This window comes from Paraburkholderia sp. BR14374, from assembly GCF_040948685.1.
Classification (GTDB): domain Bacteria; phylum Pseudomonadota; class Gammaproteobacteria; order Burkholderiales; family Burkholderiaceae; genus Paraburkholderia; species Paraburkholderia youngii.
Genome location: NZ_JBFPKF010000003.1, coordinates 101,242 through 120,312 on the forward strand (window position 1 = coordinate 101,242; position 19,071 = coordinate 120,312).

15 protein-coding genes and 1 pseudogene are annotated in these 19,071 nt (G+C 59.5%); 2 read left to right on the forward strand and 14 right to left on the reverse strand.

What is annotated here, in order from left to right:
* Positions 1–9: 9 nt before the first annotated feature.
* The 9 genes from AB3X86_RS07620 to AB3X86_RS07660 all read right to left on the reverse strand — a co-directional run bounded on the left by AB3X86_RS07620 (position 10) and on the right by AB3X86_RS07660 (position 9,305).
* Entirely contained in the window at positions 10–759 is a 750-nt protein-coding gene (locus tag AB3X86_RS07620) for an electron transfer flavoprotein subunit beta/FixA family protein (protein WP_368595497.1), read from the reverse strand.
* Positions 760–788: 29 nt separating this feature from the next.
* Complete coding sequence (locus AB3X86_RS07625) at positions 789–1,568, reverse strand: enoyl-CoA hydratase (protein WP_368595848.1); 780 nt, start codon at positions 1,566–1,568, stop codon at positions 789–791.
* An 83-nt stretch (positions 1,569–1,651) separates the two neighbouring features.
* Positions 1,652–2,536, reverse strand: a complete 885-nt coding sequence (gene mmsB / locus AB3X86_RS07630) for a 3-hydroxyisobutyrate dehydrogenase (RefSeq protein ID WP_368595498.1) — start codon at positions 2,534–2,536, stop codon at positions 1,652–1,654.
* Positions 2,537–2,555: 19 nt separating this feature from the next.
* Positions 2,556–4,058 carry a CoA-acylating methylmalonate-semialdehyde dehydrogenase gene (locus AB3X86_RS07635; RefSeq protein WP_368595499.1) on the reverse strand — a complete coding sequence of 501 codons (1,503 nt, stop codon included), beginning with the start codon at positions 4,056–4,058 and terminating at the stop codon, positions 2,556–2,558.
* Positions 4,059–4,117: 59 nt separating this feature from the next.
* Positions 4,118–5,569, reverse strand: a complete 1,452-nt coding sequence (locus AB3X86_RS07640; protein WP_368595849.1) for an NAD(P)(+) transhydrogenase (Re/Si-specific) subunit beta — start codon at positions 5,567–5,569, stop codon at positions 4,118–4,120.
* Positions 5,569–5,871: an NAD(P) transhydrogenase subunit alpha gene (locus AB3X86_RS07645; RefSeq protein WP_368595500.1), complete on the reverse strand. Its 303-nt coding sequence runs from the start codon at positions 5,869–5,871 to the stop codon at positions 5,569–5,571. Before AB3X86_RS07645 ends, AB3X86_RS07640 begins: the two co-directional genes overlap by 1 nt.
* 17 nt (positions 5,872–5,888) lie before the next feature.
* Complete coding sequence (locus tag AB3X86_RS07650) at positions 5,889–7,043, reverse strand: Re/Si-specific NAD(P)(+) transhydrogenase subunit alpha (RefSeq protein WP_368595501.1); 1,155 nt, start codon at positions 7,041–7,043, stop codon at positions 5,889–5,891.
* Positions 7,040–8,113, reverse strand: coding sequence for a phosphotransferase (locus tag AB3X86_RS07655; protein ID WP_368595502.1), 1,074 nt, complete (start codon positions 8,111–8,113; stop codon positions 7,040–7,042). The genes AB3X86_RS07650 and AB3X86_RS07655 overlap by 4 nt, the downstream gene beginning before the upstream one ends.
* Positions 8,106–9,305, reverse strand: a complete 1,200-nt coding sequence (locus AB3X86_RS07660; protein WP_368595850.1) for an acyl-CoA dehydrogenase family protein — start codon at positions 9,303–9,305, stop codon at positions 8,106–8,108. Before AB3X86_RS07660 ends, AB3X86_RS07655 begins: the two co-directional genes overlap by 8 nt.
* A gap of 86 nt (positions 9,306–9,391) precedes the next feature.
* Here AB3X86_RS07660 and AB3X86_RS07665 point away from each other — a divergent pair, with 86 nt between their 5' ends.
* A complete protein-coding gene (locus AB3X86_RS07665) occupies positions 9,392–10,090 on the forward strand; it encodes a GntR family transcriptional regulator (RefSeq protein WP_368595503.1) in 699 nt (232 codons plus the stop codon).
* 111 nt (positions 10,091–10,201) lie between these two features.
* On the opposite strand, the gene AB3X86_RS07670 is transcribed toward AB3X86_RS07665, so the two are convergent.
* The 3 genes from AB3X86_RS07670 to AB3X86_RS07680 form a co-directional block, all read right to left on the reverse strand.
* On the reverse strand, positions 10,202–10,948 hold the full coding sequence (locus AB3X86_RS07670; RefSeq protein ID WP_368595504.1) for a TetR family transcriptional regulator: 747 nt from the start codon (positions 10,946–10,948) through the stop codon (positions 10,202–10,204).
* 211 nt (positions 10,949–11,159) lie between these two features.
* Positions 11,160–14,672 (reverse strand): pyruvate carboxylase, encoded by a 3,513-nt coding sequence (locus tag AB3X86_RS07675; protein ID WP_368595505.1) that lies wholly within the window; start codon positions 14,670–14,672, stop codon positions 11,160–11,162.
* Between the two features lie 748 nt (positions 14,673–15,420).
* A complete protein-coding gene (locus AB3X86_RS07680) occupies positions 15,421–17,049 on the reverse strand; it encodes an electron transfer flavoprotein-ubiquinone oxidoreductase (RefSeq protein ID WP_368595851.1) in 1,629 nt (542 codons plus the stop codon).
* Positions 17,050–18,287: 1,238 nt separating this feature from the next.
* Between AB3X86_RS07680 and AB3X86_RS07685 the strand changes: the two genes are divergently transcribed.
* Entirely contained in the window at positions 18,288–18,521 is a 234-nt protein-coding gene (locus AB3X86_RS07685) for a DUF445 family protein (RefSeq protein ID WP_368595852.1), read from the forward strand.
* Positions 18,522–18,532: 11 nt separating this feature from the next.
* Here AB3X86_RS07685 and AB3X86_RS07690 read toward each other — a convergent pair.
* Both AB3X86_RS07690 and AB3X86_RS07695 read right to left on the reverse strand, forming a co-directional pair.
* A pseudogene (locus AB3X86_RS07690) lies at positions 18,533–18,839 on the reverse strand (transposase); the annotation flags it as partial.
* Between the two features lie 58 nt (positions 18,840–18,897).
* On the reverse strand, positions 18,898–19,068 hold the full coding sequence (locus tag AB3X86_RS07695; RefSeq protein WP_368595506.1) for a hypothetical protein: 171 nt from the start codon (positions 19,066–19,068) through the stop codon (positions 18,898–18,900).
* Between the last annotated feature and the right edge of the window lie 3 nt (positions 19,069–19,071).

Here is a 19,071-nt window from a genome sequence, read left to right on the forward strand (position 1 = left end):
TCGTTTTCCTCAGAGGACCTTGGCTTCATTACGAAGCTTTTCGACCAGGGCCGCAACGTCTGGGACCTTCTGGCCAGCACTGCGTTTCGCCGGTTCTGCGACCTTCAGCGTCTTCAAGCGCGGGGCCACGTCAACACCCAGATCAGCGGGGCTCGTGACGTCCAACGGCTTCTTCTTGGCCTTCATGATGTTGGGCAGCGTGACAAAGCGCGGCTCGTTCAAGCGCAGATCGGTTGTTACCACAGCAGGCAACGAGAGCGAAAGCGTTTCTTCACCACCATCGACTTCGCGCGCCACTACAGCACGACCCTCGGCGACCGTGATTTTTGCCGCGTACGTGGCCTGCGGGAGACCTGCGAGTGCCGCCAGCATCTGGCCCGTCTGGTTCGAGTCGTCATCAATCGCCTGCTTGCCCAGCAGCACGAGCTGGGGTTGTTCCTTGTCGATCACGGCCTTCAGTAGCTTGGCAACGGCCAGTGGCTGAAGCTCTTCGTTGGTGTCGACGAGAATCGCACGGTCAGCGCCGATTGCCAGTGCCGTGCGCAGCACCTCTTGGGACTGTGCGGTACCTGCGGAGACAACCACCACTTCGGTGGCCGTCCCTGCTTCTTTGAGTCGCACGGCTTCTTCGACGGCGATTTCATCGAAGGGATTGATGGCCATCTTCACGTTGGCCAGTTCAATGCCTGTTTGGTCCGTTTTCACACGGACCTTGATATTGGCGTCAACGACGCGCTTGACTGCTACGAGGATCTTCATAGATTCGGTCTCCATTGACTGCCGGCCGATTACCACTCGAACTTCCACTCGGGGGCGCGCTTTTCCAGGAAGGCGTTGACACCCTCGCGCTGATCCGGACCGCTGAACAGGTCAACGAAACGCTCGCGCTCGACAGCCAGCGCGGCCGCACGCGGTACGCCGTTGCGTGCTTGATGAATCAGTTGCTTGCAGAACACGTTGGCTTGCGGGCTGTTCTTCATCACGCGCTGTGCCATGGCCAACGCCGCTTCCAGCGACTTGCCGGTTTCCACGACCTCCTCCACGAGACCGATACGCAGCGCCGTTTCGGCGTTCACGCGTTCGCCCGTGAGAATCATGCGCTTGGCCCAGCCCTCGCCAACCAGCCAAGGGAGGGTCTGCGTGCCGCAACCAGCGGGAAGCAATCCAACGCCTGGTTCCGGCAATGCCATTTGTGCATGCTGTTCTGCGATACGGACGTCGCATGACAAAGCGCATTCCAAGCCGCCACCCATCGCGTAGCCGTTGATAGCAGCAATCACGACAGCACGGGCCTTCGAGAGCGCTTCCATTGCGGTACCAAAAGCCGAGGCCGCAATCAGCGCCGATTCCTTCGAACCCGACGCGAATTGATTCAGGTCCGCGCCTGCCGAGAAAAACTTCGGTCCTTGTCCCGTGACGACGATCGCGCGAACGCGTGCATTTGCGTTTAGCTGGCCGACGTACTCGCGCATCTGTGCCAGCATCTCCGGCGTCCATGCGTTTGCCGGGGGGCGCGCCAGCGTGAATTGAGCGATGGAGCCGTCGTTGTGAAAGCTTAGTTCGATCATAATTGGGGAAATAAAGAGCAAGCAGATTCAGACAGATAGGAGATCACAGGGTCTCCACGAGCGGAGACCGTGTCAATGAGCTATCAGCCCATACGGTACAGATTGATAACTGCGGAGAAGTCCAGGTTACCCGAACCGCGCGAGGACAGCGTTTGATATAGCTGCTGGGCAATGGCACCCATATACGCAGGTTGCTTTGCCGACCGTGCAGCGTCTGCGGCGAGACCCAAGTCCTTCAACATCAGATCAGTGCCGAAGCCGCCCGTATAACCCCTAGTGGAAGGCGCGGTTTCAACAATGCCCGGATAGGGGTTGTAGGTCTCGGAAGACCACGAACGGCCCGTCGAGGTATTCATGATTCCGGCCAGCACTTGGGGATCGATGCCCAGCGATTCACCGAGTGACATGGCTTCAGCCGTACCCGCCATGGTGATGCCCAAGACCAGGTTGTTGCAGATCTTCGCGACCTGCCCCGTACCGACGCCACCGCAGTGCACGATGTTCTTGCCCATGCACTTCAGGACTGGCGTCACGGACTCGAATTGCTCGTCAGAACCGCCGACCATAAACGTCAGGGTCCCGGCTTGCGCACCACCCGTGCCACCCGAAACAGGCGCATCCACAAAGGTCAGGCCTCGCTTTTCTGCAGCTTCTGCCATGACGCGCGACGTGTGCGGATCAATGGTGGACGAATCAATAATCGTCACGCCATTGTCGCAGCCAGCAAACACGCCATCGTCTGCCGTCAGCACCGAGCGGACAATCGCAGCGTTCGGCAACATGGTGACCACGGTCCTTGCACCTTTAGCCGCGTCCTTGGGACAAGCCGCGACCTGGGCGCCCGCATCACGTGCAGCTTGTACGGCGACGGCGCTCAGGTCGAACACTGTGACCTCGTGTCCTGCTTTGATGAGATTGGCGGCCATCGGGCCACCCATGTTACCCAGACCGATAAAACCGATTTTCATTTCCGTCTTCTCCGGGGGCTTACTTCAGGCTGATGGTCGTGTTCACGCCATCGTTCACCGTCTTGTCATCGAACCAGCGAGCCGTGACGGTTTTCGTTTGCGTGTAGAACTGCACAACTTGCTTGCCATACGGGCCGAGGTCGCCGAGCTTCGAACCGCGCGAACCGGTGAACGAGAAGTACGGAACGGGAACCGGGATAGGAATGTTGATACCGACCTGACCGACGTCGATTTCGGCTTGGAACTTGCGAGCCGCAGCACCCGATTGAGTGAACAGGCCTGTGCCGTTGCCGAACGGATTGGCGTTCACCAGAGCGATTGCCTGATCGAGCGTATCCACCGTGAGAACCACCAGCACCGGGCCGAAGATCTCCTGCGTGTAGATGTCCATGTCGGTCGTGACGTCCGAGAAGATCGTCGGGCCAACGAAGTTGCCTTGCTCGTATCCCGGGACCACGACATTGCGGCCATCGAGCAGCAGAGTGGCGCCCTGGGCAACCCCACTGTCGATCAGGCCCACAACACGGGCCTTAGCGGCCTTCGATACCACCGGACCAACGTCCGTACCTGCTTCAACCCCGGCATTGACCTTGAGCTTCTTCGCCTTCTCCACGATCTCGGGGAGCCATTCCTTGCTCTCACCAACGAGGACCACCACGGAGGTTGCCATGCAACGCTGTCCAGCTGCACCGAAACCGGCACCGGTCAGCGCATTGGTGGTTTGTTCGCGGTTTGCATCCGGGAGCACCACAGCGTGGTTCTTCGCACCCATCATGCACTGCGCGCGCTTGCCGTTGGCGCTTGCGAGGTTGTACACGTGGGTACCCACCGCGGTCGAGCCCACGAACGACACGGCCTTGATATGCTCGTGCGTGCACAGTGCGTCCACCGCAGTCTTGCCGCCGTGAATGACGTTCAGAACGCCCTTGGGCACCCCGGCCTTGATGGCCAGCTCCACGAGCATCATGGTGGACATCGGGTCTTGTTCGCTGGGCTTCAGGACGAAGGTGTTACCGCAGACGATTGCCATCGGGAACATCCACAGCGGGATCATGGCCGGGAAGTTGAACGGCGTGATGCCGGCGCAAACGCCGATAGGCTGCTGCAGCGTGTACGTATCGACACCGCCGGCAACATTTTCGGAGAATTGACCTTGCTGCAGGGTACCCACCGAGCATGCGTGCTCGACGACTTCGAGGCCACGGAAGATGTCGCCTTCCGCATCGGGAATCGTCTTCCCCTGCTCTGCCGTCAGGACCTTCGCGATTTCCGACATGTTTTCGCGAATCAAAGCCTGGAACTTCAGCATGATGCGCATACGTGCACCGATAGCCGTGTTCTTCCATGTCTGGAATGCAGCGTGTGCCGAGTTGATGGCTTCGTTGATTTCGTCTTCGGTTGCGAAGGGAACGCGGGCCAGTACTTCTTGCGTAGCCGGGTTCACGACGTCACGGAATTCCGTGGTCTTGGATTCAACGAACTCGCCGTTGATGAGCAGCTTTACTGTTGGCGTTGCAGTCATGTTTCGTCTCTAAGGTTGTGTTTCTGCCCGTGTAGGGCCGCGGGGGTTTCAATCAGTGGTCAGTGTTCTACAGCCTTCACCATGTCTTCGATGACCTTTTTGGCATCACCGAAAACCATCATGGTTTTATCCATATAGAACAGTTCGTTGTCGAGCCCAGCGTAGCCGGATGCCATGGAACGTTTGTTCACGATCACCGTCTGCGCCTTGTACGCCTCGATGATCGGCATGCCAGCAATCGGCGACTTCGGGTCAGTCTTTGCTGCAGGGTTCACCACGTCATTGGCACCCAGCACCAGCACCACGTCGGTCTGCCCGAATTCGCTGTTGATGTCCTCCATCTCGAACACCATGTCGTACGGGACTTCAGCCTCCGCCAGAAGGACGTTCATGTGACCAGGCATGCGGCCCGCAACGGGGTGAATTGCATAACGAACATCCACACCTTTTGCTACGAGCTTATCCGTCAGCTCCTTCAGCGCGTGCTGTGCACGAGCCACGGCAAGGCCATAACCGGGGACGATAACGACGGATTCAGCATTGCCTAGCATGAATGAGGCATCGTCAGCGGAACCCGATTTAACCGCGCGTTGCTCTTTGGAGCCCGTGTCAGCAGCCGAAGCCTCCGCGCCAAAGCCGCCGAGAATCACGCTGAAGAACGAGCGATTCATCGCCTTGCACATGATGTACGAGAGAATCGCACCGGAGGAACCGACCAAGGACCCGGCGATAATCAGCATCGCATTGTTCAAAGAGAAACCGATACCCGCTGCAGCCCAACCCGAGTACGAGTTCAGCATCGACACCACCACCGGCATATCTGCGCCACCGATGGGGATGATGATCAATACGCCAAGCACGAACGCAATGGCGGTCATGATCAAAAACGGCGTCCACGCTTGCGTCAGGAAGAACATCGTGCCGAAACCCAGCATGGCCAATGCCAAGACCAAGTTCGCCAGGTGCTGACAGGGGAACGTAACTGGTGCGCCTTGGAAGAGACGGAACTTGTACTTGCCGCTGAGCTTGCCGAAGGCAATGACCGAACCCGAGAACGTGATAGCACCAACGAAGGTACCAATCACGAGTTCGATTCGATTGCCGAAAGGCAGAAATCCGAGTTCTCGACCTTCCTCGACAAGACCAAAGGCCTGAGGCTCCGAGACCACAGCGTAGGCGATGCACACAGCAGCCAAGCCGATCAGCGAGTGCATGGCCGCCACGAGTTCCGGCATCTTCGTCATCTCGACGCGCTTGGCCAGCAGGGAGCCCACGGTACCGCCAATCAACAGCGCCAGCACCAGCAAGCCCATTCCCGTTTCGAGATCAGCGCCGAGTTCCAGACTGCGCTTGCAAATCAGCGCCGCCGTGGTAAAGACGGCAATAGCCATCCCCAACATACCGAACGCATTGCCCTGACGAGCTGAGCGGGGATTCGACAGGCCCTTGAGTGCTTGGATAAAGCACACAGAGGCCGCCAGGTACAGCAAGGTCACGACATTCATGCTCATCATGCACCTCCCTTCTTTTTAGCCTTGAACATTCCGAGCATGCGGCGGGTGACCAGAAATCCGCCGAAGACGTTCACAGCGGCCAGAAACACTGCAGCGGTACCGAAGTACCTCGCCTGATGGTTTGTTGTCAGCGCGGTGGCCAGCATTGCGCCAACGATCACGATCGCCGAAATTGCATTGGTCACGGCCATCAAGGGCGTATGCAGTGCAGGGGTGACATTCCACACCACGTGATAGCCGACGTACACGGCCAGCACGAAGATGGAGAGATTGATGACTGTATGGCTGATGATTTCCATGTCGATTTTCCCGGCCCTTAAGCGGCCTTGCGCATCAGTGAACCATCGCGGGTCAGCAAAGTTGCGGCCACGATGTCGTCTTCCAGGTCAATATTCAGTTCCGTGCCTTTGGTGATCAGCTTCAGGAAGTCCAGGAGGTTACGGGCATACAAAGCCGAAGCATCCGAGGGCACCTGAGAGGCCAGATTCGTGTACCCGCAAATGTTGACGCCTGTGTGCGTAATCACCACCTCATCGACTTCGGAGAGTGGGCAGTTACCACCACGACGGCCAGTAGCCGGATCAACCACAGCGCCCTTACCTGCGGCGATGTCGATAATCACGGAACCAGGTTTCATCGCCAACGCCGTTTCTGCGCTGATCAGCGTCGGTGCATCACGGCCAGGAATCAATGCCGTGCTGATGACGATATCGGCGGCCTTCACGCGCTCGCTTACGAGCTTGGACTGACGGTCAAGCCACGACTTGGGCATCGGACGTGCATACCCACCGACACCCACCGCACATTCGCGCTCTTCGTCAGTTTCGTAGGGGACCTCCAGGAATTTGGCACCCAGAGATTCGATTTGCTCCTTCACCGAAGGCCTCACGTCAGAGGCTTCGATCACTGCGCCCAGACGCTTAGCTGTGGCGATGGCCTGAAGGCCCGCAACGCCAGCGCCCAGAACCAGGACGCGTGCCGCCTTCACCGTACCGGCCGCCGTCATCAGCATAGGCATGAAGCGCGGGTACAAGTCGGCAGCAATCAACACCGCTTTATATCCTGCGATATTGGCTTGCGAGGACAGCACGTCCAGACTTTGGGCCCGGGTCGTCCGGGGAGCGGCTTCCAGTGAGAAAGCCGTAATTCCTGCGTCGGCCAGCACTTGTGCGCGCTCTTTGTTGAACGGATCGAGCATGCCGACCAGCACCGTATCGCGCGGAATGAATTCCAGTTCGCTATCGGTAGGAGCCTGGACCTTCAACACAATTTGCGCGCGCAGAGCCGTTTCCCCGCTGCAAATGCGACCACCAGCAGCGATATAAGCCTCATCGGTGAAGCTAGCCTCTTTACCCGCCCCGGATTGAATGGAGACAGTATGACCTTGAGCCACCAGCTTCTTGACCGTCTCAGGTGTCGCGGCAACTCGTGATTCGCCTGGGCGGGTCTCTTTCAAAATGCCAATATTCATGCGACCTTCCTCTTCATCGAACGTTGAGCTTCTTTCCAGGCGTAGCCGGCAACCCGAGAGAACTTATCGCCCATCGCGCTTTCACTAACTGCAGTTCCACGCGCCGACCGCGCCTTGACGCCATGCAGAATGGCGGCGAATCGAAACATGTTGAAGACCACGTAGTAGTTGAAATTCGGTACATTGGGGCGGCCCGTGGAGCGTGCATACTGAGCCACGTATTCGTCCTCTGAGGGAATGCCCAAGGCCTTCAAATCGAATTCTGCAATACCGCCTGCAATGTCCGAGGGCAGTCGGTACATCATGGCGTTATAAGCGAAGTCCACTACTGGATCGCCCAGCGTTGAGAGTTCCCAGTCCAAGACCGCCAGCACACGGGGTTCCGTGGGATGGAAGATCAGGTTATCAACGCGGAAATCACCGTGAGTCAGCGATGTTTCATCACGCTCCGGAAGGTTGGCCTTCAACCAAACGATCACGCGATCCATCGCCTCATCGCGGCCTGCATCCTCAGCATCCGTCATGTATTGACTGGACCAACGTTCCAGCTGGCGGGCAACAAATCCGCCACGGCGTCCATAGTCACCTAGAGCCACGGCTTGGTAATCCACGCCGTGCAGCTGGGCCAGCACGCGATTCATTTCCATCGTGTACAGGTGGCGATCCTCGTTGCTGACGCCTTCGAAGGTGGAACCCCAGAAGATGCGGCCCTTCACGAGTTCCATGACGAAGAACGGTGAGCCAATCACCGAAGACTCATCACACTTGCCGTAGATCTTGGGTACCGGGAATCCGGCCTTCCCCAAGGCCGCCATGACGCGCGCCTCCCGCTCAACTGCGTGCGCACCTTTCAGCAGCGTACCGGGCGGCTTTCTCCGCAGCACGTATTCCCTGTTGGGGGTAATCAGGCGGTACGTGGGATTCGATTGACCGCCCTTGAACTGCTCAACCTTCAATGGACCCAGGAAATCTGCAATCTGAATCTCCATCCAACGATACAAGGCCGAAAGGTCGAATTCATGGCCCTGACGTACCGGGCCCGTGCCCGCAAACTTATCTGCGTCAGCCATTCGCGTTCTCCGAAGCGAGAACTGCGTGTTTGATCTTCTTGGCCAGCGACCATTTGTGGACTTCCGTGGGGCCGTCATAGATGCGGAATGCGCGGACCTCGCGGAAGAATCGTTCAACCACCGTATCGCGACTCACGCCCTGTCCGCCCATGACTTGAACGCAACGATCTGCTACACGGAACAGCGCATCGCTCACAGCCACCTTCGCCATGGAGCTTTCCATGGTGCCCAGGTCACCGGTATCCAATACCCCAGCGCACCAGTCGATCATCAACGCCGCTTGCTGCAGGTCGATCATGTTGTCGGCCAACATGAATCCCACACCTTCGTGGTCAATCAAGCGCTTGCCGAAAGCACGCCGTTTCGTCGCGTATGACCCCGCGATTTCTTGGGCACGAATGCCCAAGCCAAGCCAACGCATGCAATGACTGAGGCGTGCCGGGCTCAAACGGACCTGAGCGTACTTGAAGCCCTCATGGACCGCGCCGAGCACCTGCGAGGCGGACACGCGCAGATCGCGAATTTGCATACGGGAATGGCCACCCGGCATCGATGAGTCGATGGTGTCCAGCACGCGTTGAACCTGAATGGCTGCATTCGGAAGCTCGACCAGGAACATGGTCGCCTTGGCAGGTTCGTGGTCTTCGCTGGTGCGAGCCATGATGATGCCGACTTTGGCACCCACCGCGCCCGTAATGAACGTCTTCTCACCGTTGATGACCCACTCTTCGCCTTCCTTGCGGGCCACGGTTTTGATCATCGCCGGGTCCGAACCAGCACCTTCCTGGTCTGCGGGTTCCGTCATGAAGAAAGCTGAGCGTGCATCGCCTGCCAGCAGCGGTGCAAGGAACCGGACCTTCTGTTCCTCATTGGCGACTTTGCCCAGCAGGAACATGTTTCCTTCGTCGGGGGCCATCGTATTGACTGCCGTGGGGCCAAGCGGGGACAAGCCTGAGCACTTGAGCACCGCGGCGGTTTCGACCTGCGTGAGGTGTTCACCATTGGGCAACACGTGAGGCGTCAACACGCCAGCGGCCTTGGCCTTGGCACGAAGTTCCACAACGAGGTCTTCACTGGGGCCATGGGAACCCAGACGGGAATCGCGCTCATAGGGAATTACCTGATCGCGAACGAAAGCCTCAACCCGGGCAGCGATTTCGCGGCTACGCTCAGTAGGACACGGGGTTAACAGCATGTTCATCTCCTCCTATTGTTCACCGACATTGTGGGACAATAATAAAATACAAACGTGATTGTTTCAACTGCTACGATTTGAAAATGAACACAAAAGGACAAACCGGAACTGGATCGAGTGCCGGCGACAAATCTCCGGTCGCAGCCTCCGACGTGGTGTTTTACGGAGTTCTCCGAGGGCTAGAGAATCAGACGTTTGTCCCCGGACAGCGGCTTGTGGAATCGGATTTGGCGTTGACCTTCGGCGTCAGCCGGAACTCGGTGCGGGAGGGGCTTCAGCGTTTGGTCTCTGAAGGCGTGATCGAGCTGCTGAAGCACCGCGGTGCGGTGATTCGAACGCTAGACCTGAGGGATACGATGGCGGTTCTGGATGTCGCAGAATTAATGACTGGCCTCCTCTTGAGGGCGGCGGCAGCACGTCAGGAGCAGTGTCCGGATTTGAAGCAGACTCTGATGCAAAGCCTCGATGACCTTCAGGCAGCCCACGACAGCAGGGATGACCCGACGTTCAATCGGTCTCGCAGGGTCTTGTACCGTGCGCTACTAGATATGGCGAACAACCGGGAGCTACGCCGATTGTTCCCAATGATTGGCATGCCGATTGTGTATGCGCAACACCGGTTGCCGATGCTGCAGCAAATACGCGTCCGTGATTACCGGCGTATGGTTGCCGTTGTCTTGAGTGGGGAACAGGAGGCCGCAGAAGCGCTAGGTAGGCAGCACGTGCAAAACGTCAGCACCTGCATTTGCGACAACTACGCTCGTCAAGTCGTGCGGGAGTAGGTGAACCACGCTCGCGTGTACCCTCAGTTCTCCCGTATCAAGCGCTGCCTCGGCCAGCTAAACGAAGTGGCTGCATCTTCAATGACGCAATGGCGCAACAGACAGATTGGCTCAAAGGCGCGAGGCTGCAGTCAAAGGCCTAAAGATATGCTCTATAATTCGTGCGGCCAGCCTTCCCTCCGTACCCGCCACCGGTGTATCGAACAGGCTGCCATGGAAGTATCCTGTGAGACATGCGTGAATCAGGCTAGCTTCATCGACGATGTCAATGGTCCCACAAACCTCTCGGGAGCTTACCGCGTGGCTCAATGCAGATTGAATACGTGTTCGCGCGAACTCGTTGGCTTCGCTTAGCGTTGCTCGCGATACGACGCCACACCGGTCGGACCACTCCATAGAAAACGTAATGCCATAAAGACGCCGCTTCGTCCCTGCATGCAAAACGTCACACAATAGGGCTTCGAGGTCGGCACGCAAAAGTTCAATTGACGAACCATCAGCGCTGCGATACGGCACGGTGAATGGATCCCACGGCAATGCCGCTCGCTCGAACAATGCGCTTAATAACACGCTCTTGTTTGAGAAATGCCCGTATATAGCTCCGCGAGTCATACCGACAGCGTTAGCGATGTCGTCGAGAGATGTGCGACCCACACCTCGCCGAAAGAACTCGAGTTCGGCACCATCCAGTATTTTGTCACGCGTGACGAGTGCCTGTTGTTGACGTTTTGTCGTTCGGTTCATGTGACACCAAGTCGATACCTCGAGTTCAGGAAATCCGCAGGTCCAGACCGCCTCGGTTTCGGCTCGGGACATCAGCTCATCCACTGCAGCAACAGTGTCGATATTGATATCCAATCGCCGGCCACCCGCCCCTTCCATGTCCGTTGCCCGAGGACACCATGAGCTGCACCAGGCAGGCAAAAGTCAGCTCTTTCATTTTGTGTTAAGGCGACAGACTGCATAAGTCCAGACTCGAGCCCGCCCAAAAATTCTCTTCTTCCAGCACTGACTTCCGCCGGGTGTGCACGCAGCTTTCGCGGCACTCCCAACGGAAATCCACCACCACTTAGCCGCTCGTCAATTGCAGTTCGATGAGCAGATCCTTCGCCGCAACGCGATCGCCTGCCTGTACGTGCACGGCGGCGATCACGCAATCGCGCTCAGCCGCGATATGCGTTTCCATTTTCATCGCCTCGAGTGCAAGCAACGTGCTGCCTGCCGTCACACGCTGTCCGGGTTGAACCGCGACGGCCACCACCGAGCCAGGCATCGGCGCGGCGACATGCAGCGGATTCTCCGGGTCGGCCATCGCGCGGCCCTTGCGCGCCGCCGTCGCCTGCGCGGTGCTGCGCTGCTCGACAGTGGCCGTACGCGATTGGCCATTCAGTTCGAACTGGACCTTCACCATGCCCTCGTTACCGTCGGCATGCTTCCCCTGGAGCGAAACAAGCAGCGTCTTGCCAGCGTCAATATCGACGGCAACTTCTTCCTGCTGTTGCAGTCCGTAGAGGAACGCCGGCGTCGGCAATACCGATGTATCGCTGTACGCGCGCAGGTGCGCATGATAGTCGGCCGTCTGCTTCGGGTACATCAGGTACGAAGCCAGTTGCCGGTCGTCGAGCGGATGCTCGCAGGCCGCCTCGCCCTTCGCACGTGCCGCATCCAGATCGACAGCGGGAATCTGATCGCCCGGCCGGTAGGGCGCGGGCGGCTTGGTGCGCAGCACCTTGCGCGACAGCTCCGCCGGGAAGCCGTCGGGCGGGAAGCCGAGCTCACCCTTGAAGAGCGACACGACCGACTCCGGAAACGCGACGTCCTTCGCCGGGTCGCACACGTCGGCAGCACTGAGGTCGTTCGCCACCATCATCAGCGCCATGTCGCCTACCACCTTGGAGGTCGGCGTCACCTTGACGATATCGCCGAACATCCGGTTCACGTCCGCGTACGCGCGCGACACCTCAGTCCAGCGATGCTCGATGCCGAGCGAGCGCGCCTGTTCGCGCAGATTCGTGTACTGGCCGCCCGGCATCTCGTGACGGTAGACGTCGGCGGTGCCCGCGCGGATATCTGATTCGAACGGCGCGTAGTAACGCCGTACGCCTTCCCAGTACATCGATGCCTCATGCAGCTTCTCGAGGCTGAGCCCCGGATCGCGCTCGCTGCCGGCAAGCGCAGCCGCGATGCTCGAGAGATTCGGTTGTGATGTGAGCCCGCTCATCGCATCAAGCGCACCGTCGACAGCATCGCAGCCCGCCTGGATCGCGGCGAGCGCAGATGCCGCCGAGATACCGCTCGTATCGTGCGTATGGAAGTGCACCGGCAAACCGGTCTCCTCCTTGAGTGCCTTCACGAGTGCCGCGGCAGCCTGCGGGCGGCAGATGCCCGCCATGTCCTTGATACCGAGAATGTGCACCCCGGCCCGCTGGAGTTCGCGCGCGATCCCCACGTAGTATTTCAGGTCGTACTTCGAGCGTGCGGGGTCGAGCAGATCGCCCGTGTAGCAGATCGCGCCTTCGCACAGCGCGCCGCTTTCGCGTACCGCGTCGATGGCGACGCGCATGTTGCGCACCCAGTTCAGCGAATCGAACACGCGGAATACGTCGACGCCCGCACTCGCCGCCTGCTGCACGAAGTAGCGCACGACATTGTCCGCGTAGTTTGTGTAGCCGACCGCGTTCGAACCGCGCAAGAGCATCTGGAAGAGAATGTTGGGCACCCGCTGGCGCAATTGCGCGAGGCGTTGCCACGGGTCTTCCTTGAGAAAGCGCAGCGCCACATCGAACGTCGCGCCGCCCCAGCATTCCATCGAAAACAGCTGCGGAAGCTCACGTGCGTAGAACGGTGCGATCGGCAGCATGTCGGCGGTGCGCATGCGTGTGGCGAACAGCGACTGGTGAGCGTCTCGCATCGTCGTGTCGGTCAGCAGCACCTGCTTCTGCTCGAGCATCCACTGTGCGAATCGCTCCGCACCGAGTTCGCGCAGACGGTCGCGCGTGCCCAGCGGGAGAGCTTCGCTTGTCTCCACGCGAGGCAGCACAGGTTTCGACAACGGCAGCACAGGCACCGAACGGCCCGCCATCTCCGGATGGCCGTTCACACTGGTCTCGCCGAGATAGCGCAGCAGTTTGGTTGCCCGGTCTCGCCGTTTTGTGAACGCCAGCAACTCCGGTGTGCGGTCGATGAAGCGCGTCGTCACCTCTCCACGCCCGAAGGCCGGGTGGTTGATGACGTTTTCGAGGAACTGCAGGTTCGACGCGACGCCGCGAATGCGGAACTCGCGCAGCGCTCGATCCATGCGTCGAATCGATTCGACGGCCGTCGGCGCCCACGTGGTCACCTTGACCAGCAATGAATCGTAGTAAGGCGTGATTTCGGCACCACCGTATGCCGTGCCCGCGTCGAGCCGCACGCCGAAACCCGAGGCGCTGCGGTACGCTGACAGCCGCCCATAGTCGGGCAGGAAGCCATTATCGGGATCCTCGGTCGTGATCCGGCATTGCAGCGCATGGCCAGTCAACGGAATATCGGCCTGTGCGGGCACGCCTGCAGCGCGTTCGGCGACGGCACCGTCTTCAAGCACGCGATCTTCGATGAGGCCGATGCGGCCGCCTTCCGTGATGCGAATCTGTGCCTTCACGATATCGACGCCGGTGATCATTTCCGTCACCGTATGCTCGACCTGAATGCGCGGATTCACCTCGATGAAGTAGAACCGGCCGGTGTCGGCGTCCATCAGAAATTCCACCGTGCCCGCATGCGTGTAGCCGACCGCACGCATCAGGCGCAGCGCTGCTTCGCAAAGCTCGGCGCGGCCTGCGGCATCGAGGTACGGCGCAGGCGCGCGCTCGACGACTTTCTGGTTGCGCCGCTGCACCGTGCAGTCACGTTCGTGCAGGTGCACGAGATTGCCGTGCGTGTCGCCGAGCACCTGCACCTCGACGTGGCGCGCGTTGCGCACGAGCTTCTCGACATAGACTTCGTCGTTGCCGAATGCCGCGAGCGCTTCGCGGCGCGCGGCCGCAATCGACGTGTCGAGATCCTGCTCGCTTTCCAGCACGCGCATGCCGCGACCGCCGCCGCCCCAGCTCGCCTTGAGCATCAACGGGTAGCCGATTTGCGCTGCGAGGCGCTTGCATTGTTCGGGGTCGTGCGGCAAGGGATCGGAAGCGGGCATCACCGGCACGCCCGCAGCAATCGCCGCATTGCGCGCCGCGACCTTGTTGCCGAGCATGCGCATCACCTCGGGCGTCGGACCGATCCAGCGCATGCCAGCATCGATGACCGCCTGGGCGAAATCCGGATTCTCGGAGAGGAAGCCATAGCCGGGATGGATCGCGTCGACGTTCGCCTGTCTTGCGATGCGCAATACGTCGTCAATGTCGAGGTACGCCGCGAGCGGCTTCCTGCCCTCGCCAACCAGATAGCTCTCGTCGGCCTTGAAGCGATGCAGTGCGAGACGGTCTTCCTTCGAGTAGATGGCGACCGTGCGAATGTCCATCTCCGCTGCGGCGCGCATCACACGGATCGCGATCTCGGAGCGGTTCGCAATGAGCAGGGATTTGATAGGTGCGTAGGTCATCGTGTGCGGCTCGCGCCGGGCCGGCCGAGCGAGGTTATGGCGATACGTAGCGGGTCGGGCTACATATCAAAGGATGTCGATGGAAATCGAATGGGGTCGCGAACGCGCTGAACAACTGCGATTGTTGTGCGTTGCGCGATGCGCTCAGAGCTGGTCTAACTCGCCAAAGAGCGTGTGCGAATCCATCCAGTCATACTGGTCATGCGAGGTTGACCATGCCCAGTTCGAGGATCGGCGCGTGCCGGCGTGGCGGCTTTCACTGCCTAGGCTGTTCTCGTGGGTTGGCAGGTCTGTAGCACGGGTCGCGTGCGCTATTCGCCTTAATTCTTTATTGTCGTTCACCTTGGTCTCCTCACTGAAGGTTCTGCGCTGGCCTCGCCCCATTGGAGGACAGACGACGAGCTTTCACGGCTGTTCACATCGTGTGTGGGTGTCGCTTTGATTCCAGGCGTTCAAGCGCTCAGCCACAGTTACACGTTTCCCGCCGGCAGTTGAAAAACGCGTTCGTGGAGCGCCCCCATGAATCACCGGAAACGCTCAACCACTTGCAACGACCGGTAACGCATATGCCGAGCGTTGACGGGCATACGCTGCACCGCAATCTCGGACGCGGCGAAGATGCCGTCGTCCAAGTGCAACGACGGGAAGCTCAAGACTTTGCGAATACCCAGCGCGTACAAATGCCGTACGTTTAGCCGAGAGACGCGCAGTTCTAACGAGCACAGCCAGTCAATAAGAAAGCTAACCCTTACATGTTCGGATAGTTCGGGCCGCCGCCGCCTTCGGGTGTGACCCACACGATGTTCTGCGTCGGGTCCTTGATGTCGCAGGTCTTGCAGTGCACGCAGTTCTGCGCGTTGATCTGCAGACGATCGCTGCCGTCTTCGTTCTTCATGAACTCGTAGACAGCCGCCGGGCAGAAGCGCGCTTCCGGACCCGCGTAGGTGCGCAGGTTCACGTTCACGGGCACGCTTGCGTCCTTGAGCGTCAAGTGCGCCGGCTGGTTCTCCTCGTGATTCGTGTTCGAAATGAACACCGAGGAAAGACGATCGAACGTGAGCTTGCCATCGGGCTTCGGATACTCGATCGGCTTGCACTGCGAAGCCGGTTTCAGCATCTCGTGATCGCTGTGCTGGTGATGCAGCGTCCACGGCACGTTGCCACCCAAGAGCTTCTGCTCGATGCCGACCATCAGCGTGCCTAGATACAGGCCCTTGCTCATCCACTGCTTGAAGTTGCGCGCCTTGTACAGCTCCGTGTAGAGCCACGACTGCTTGAATGCTTCCGGATAGGCTGCAAGTTCATCGCCTTGGCGGCCTGCCTGCACTGCTTCGAATGCCGCGTCCGCAGCCAGCATGCCGGTCTTGATCGCTGCGTGGCTGCCCTTAATACGCGAGGCGTTTAGGAAGCCCGCTTCGTCGCCCACCAATGCGCCGCCCGGAAACGTGAGCGTCGGCAGCGACATCAGACCGCCCGCGGTGATCGCGCGCGCGCCATAAGAAACGCGCTTGCCGCCTTCGAGGTACTTGCGGATTTCCGGATGCGTTTTGTAGCGCTGGAATTCCTCGAACGGCGAGAGATAGGTGTTCTGGTACGCGAGACCGACCACAAAACCCACCATCACCTGGTTGTTGTCAATGTGGTACAGGAACGAGCCGCCGTAGGTATCCGATTCGAGCGGCCAGCCAGCGGTGTGGATCACGAGGCCCGGCTGATGCTTCGCGGGATCGATCTCCCACAGTTCCTTGATGCCGATGCCGTATACCTGCGGATCCGAATCCTTGCCGAGCTTGAATCTCTCGTTTAGTTGACGGCCCAGATGTCCGCGGCACCCTTCGCAAAACAGCGTGTACTTCGCGTGCAGTTCCATGCCGAGCTGGAAGTTCTCGGTGGGCTCACCGTCCTTGCCCACGCCCATGTTGCCGGTGGCAACGCCCTTCACCGACCCATCGTCGTTGTAGAGCACCTCGGCGGCGGCGAAGCCCGGGAAGATTTCCACGCCCAGCGCCTCGGCCTGCTGGCCCAGCCAGCGCGTGACGTTGGCGAGGCTGATGACATAGTTGCCGCGGTTCTTGAAGTTGTCCGGCAGCGCCCAGTTCGGCACCGCCTTAGCCCCGGTTTTGGAAAGAAAAAGGAATTTATCCTCGGTGACGGGCACATTCAACGGCGCGCCCTGTTCCTTCCAGTCAGGAATCAGTTCATTGAGGGCGCGCGGATCCATGACCGCGCCCGAGAGGATATGCGCCCCGATTTCCGAGCCTTTTTCCAGCACGCACACGCCGATTGCCGCGCTTTTTTCTGCTGCGAGCTGCTTCAGGCGAATCGCGGCGGAGAGCCCTGCGGGGCCACCACCGACGATCACCACGTCGTATTCCATTGACTCGCGCACGTTGTCGAAATCGCTTTCGAGGTTCGTCGGGATTGACACGGTACTGCTTCTCCAGATTGCTTGATGAGGAATGATCCGGCGTTCAGGCGACGGATGTTGCGGCCAGCACGCGTTGCGCCGCGCACGCGACGCCCATGACCGACCGTCGGTTCTCGGACGGATAGACGAACCACGAGCCGTCGCCGTCGCGGAAAAGCATGGTCAAAAGCGTGCCAGAAGCGCGTGGCACATCGACACCGACGTAACGCCAAGGCCGGCGTGCGCGGCGCCCGAAGCGCGTGACACGGGCATGGCGTGCGTCTTCGAGGCCTACCATTTTTCGACTAGCAGGCTCAACGACCTGCCCCGGCTCTCGCGGTGAAGGTCATGTTTCCAGTAACACGATTCATGCAATTGTCTCCCGTGGCGTAAGGGCTTCGAGGTATCATAATAAAAACATTCCCGTTCGTTTTTAAAAAGCATACTCGCTATTCTCCGCCTTGCCAAGAACTGCTTTCCCCAAAACGCACATTTTCTCGCCAGGTTCAGGCTCTCATCCCTGGCGAGGGCGAGCCGGCAGCTCTGCCGAATTGAACATAACCGGTTCGCCGGTGCATTTCCGGCGAATCCAGCTTTCTGGCATCGGATTCGGAACACCTGTCGGGAATATCTATTCCCGACAGGTGGTGACGTGTTTCTGAGTTGAGCGGAAGAGGCTACTGTGAACGTCCCACCAGCCCTTTCGGTGAGCGTCCATAACCGAACGCGATTCGTGACGCACTTAGAATCGAAACGTACCCGGGTCCAATCCCAAAAGAATGCGGCCAGCTGTCTCCAGATGGCCAGGCGAAAAGGCTAGATTCTGAGCTGCAGTCTGCGCGTCACGCACGTACATTCCGAACGGCGAGCGTTCTTGCGTCGCCGCGGCGCCAGCCGCCGAGTACATCATGTCTGTAACAGATTTCGCCAGGTCGACCCCTCACTGCAGGGCTGCACCGACGAGGACATGCTCGAGTACTGCGGACAGATCAAGTCGGACCTGCTCGACAACGCACTACTCGAAGACTATTTCGAATGGCCGGGCCAAGAGTTCGAACTTAAGGTTCGGACCGAACTGAGCGCGGGCGAGGGAGCGCTTGAGGGCCATCTCGAACGCGCGCTGTTGGCCTTCGGTCGTTGGCCTGCCGAAAACGCAGAGGTACGCGCAATCAGCAACCGGGGTGCAGCAACTTGTGGTCAACGCGGTGGTGCCGAATCGCGGCGAGTTCGGCGCCTTCATCTCCGAAGTCATTTCGCGCTGGAACACCGAGCCCCTGATCGACAAGCTCCAGTTGCAGGTCGGCCGCGATCTGCAATTCATCCGCATCAACGGCACGTTGATCGGCGGTCTCGTGGGGTTGGCCATTTTTTATGATCACGCGATGGATAGGCTGATACGCCGGCAACTCCGTCATTTGGTCGCGCCGGAGCTGCTTGCATAGCACGACTGCGCCGCGCTCGCCTTGCGCAGGATTTCGTTGACCTGCCTGCCGAAGCTCACGCACTTCCCGCTCCAGTTCCTTGATCTGATCCTGCTCCTGCGTGCTCGTACCCGGGCGCAAACCACGATCCCGCCCTCCCTTGCGCGCCCGGCTAAGCAGCGTTTCACCCGAGCAGCCAAACTTCGCTGCGATCGACCCGATCAATTTCCATTGCGAGTCGCGCTCGCCTTGATGTTCCAGCACCATCCGCACAGCCCGCTCACGAACTTCCGGCGAGTACCTTGGGGACTTCTTTCCGGCGTTTTTCCATAGCTCCATTTTCTCAAGAAGTGGAGCCTCCGGGAAACCCGGGCCAGTTCAGTTCCCGCCGCCGCGATCAGAACTTGTGCAAGATGCCGGCGCGCACTGCCAGTTGTCGATTCGTGGTCGAAGGTACAGCTGTTCCAGCAATGAAGATCGTGCCGTTGGTCGCAGCACCACCCATCTGATCGAGTGCGGCCACCGCATACACGCTAGTCGCCTTGGACAGCAAATAGGTAGTCGTCACAGA

Coding starts and splice junctions, on each gene's coding strand:
- AB3X86_RS07625 (WP_368595848.1), bottom strand. CDS start 1,568: ATGATCGAACTAAGCTTTCACAACGACGGCTCCATCGCTCAATTCACG.
- AB3X86_RS07680 (WP_368595851.1), bottom strand. CDS start 17,049: ATGGAATACGACGTGGTGATCGTCGGTGGTGGCCCCGCAGGGCTCTCC.
- AB3X86_RS07650 (WP_368595501.1), bottom strand. CDS start 7,043: ATGAATATTGGCATTTTGAAAGAGACCCGCCCAGGCGAATCACGAGTT.
- AB3X86_RS07620 (WP_368595497.1), bottom strand. CDS start 759: ATGAAGATCCTCGTAGCAGTCAAGCGCGTCGTTGACGCCAATATCAAG.
- AB3X86_RS07655 (WP_368595502.1), bottom strand. CDS start 8,113: ATGGCTGACGCAGATAAGTTTGCGGGCACGGGCCCGGTACGTCAGGGC.
- AB3X86_RS07665 (WP_368595503.1), top strand. CDS start 9,392: ATGAACACAAAAGGACAAACCGGAACTGGATCGAGTGCCGGCGACAAA.
- mmsB (WP_368595498.1), bottom strand. CDS start 2,536: ATGAAAATCGGTTTTATCGGTCTGGGTAACATGGGTGGCCCGATGGCC.
- AB3X86_RS07635 (WP_368595499.1), bottom strand. CDS start 4,058: ATGACTGCAACGCCAACAGTAAAGCTGCTCATCAACGGCGAGTTCGTT.
- AB3X86_RS07645 (WP_368595500.1), bottom strand. CDS start 5,871: ATGGAAATCATCAGCCATACAGTCATCAATCTCTCCATCTTCGTGCTG.
- AB3X86_RS07640 (WP_368595849.1), bottom strand. CDS start 5,569: ATGAGCATGAATGTCGTGACCTTGCTGTACCTGGCGGCCTCTGTGTGC.
- AB3X86_RS07675 (WP_368595505.1), bottom strand. CDS start 14,672: ATGACCTACGCACCTATCAAATCCCTGCTCATTGCGAACCGCTCCGAG.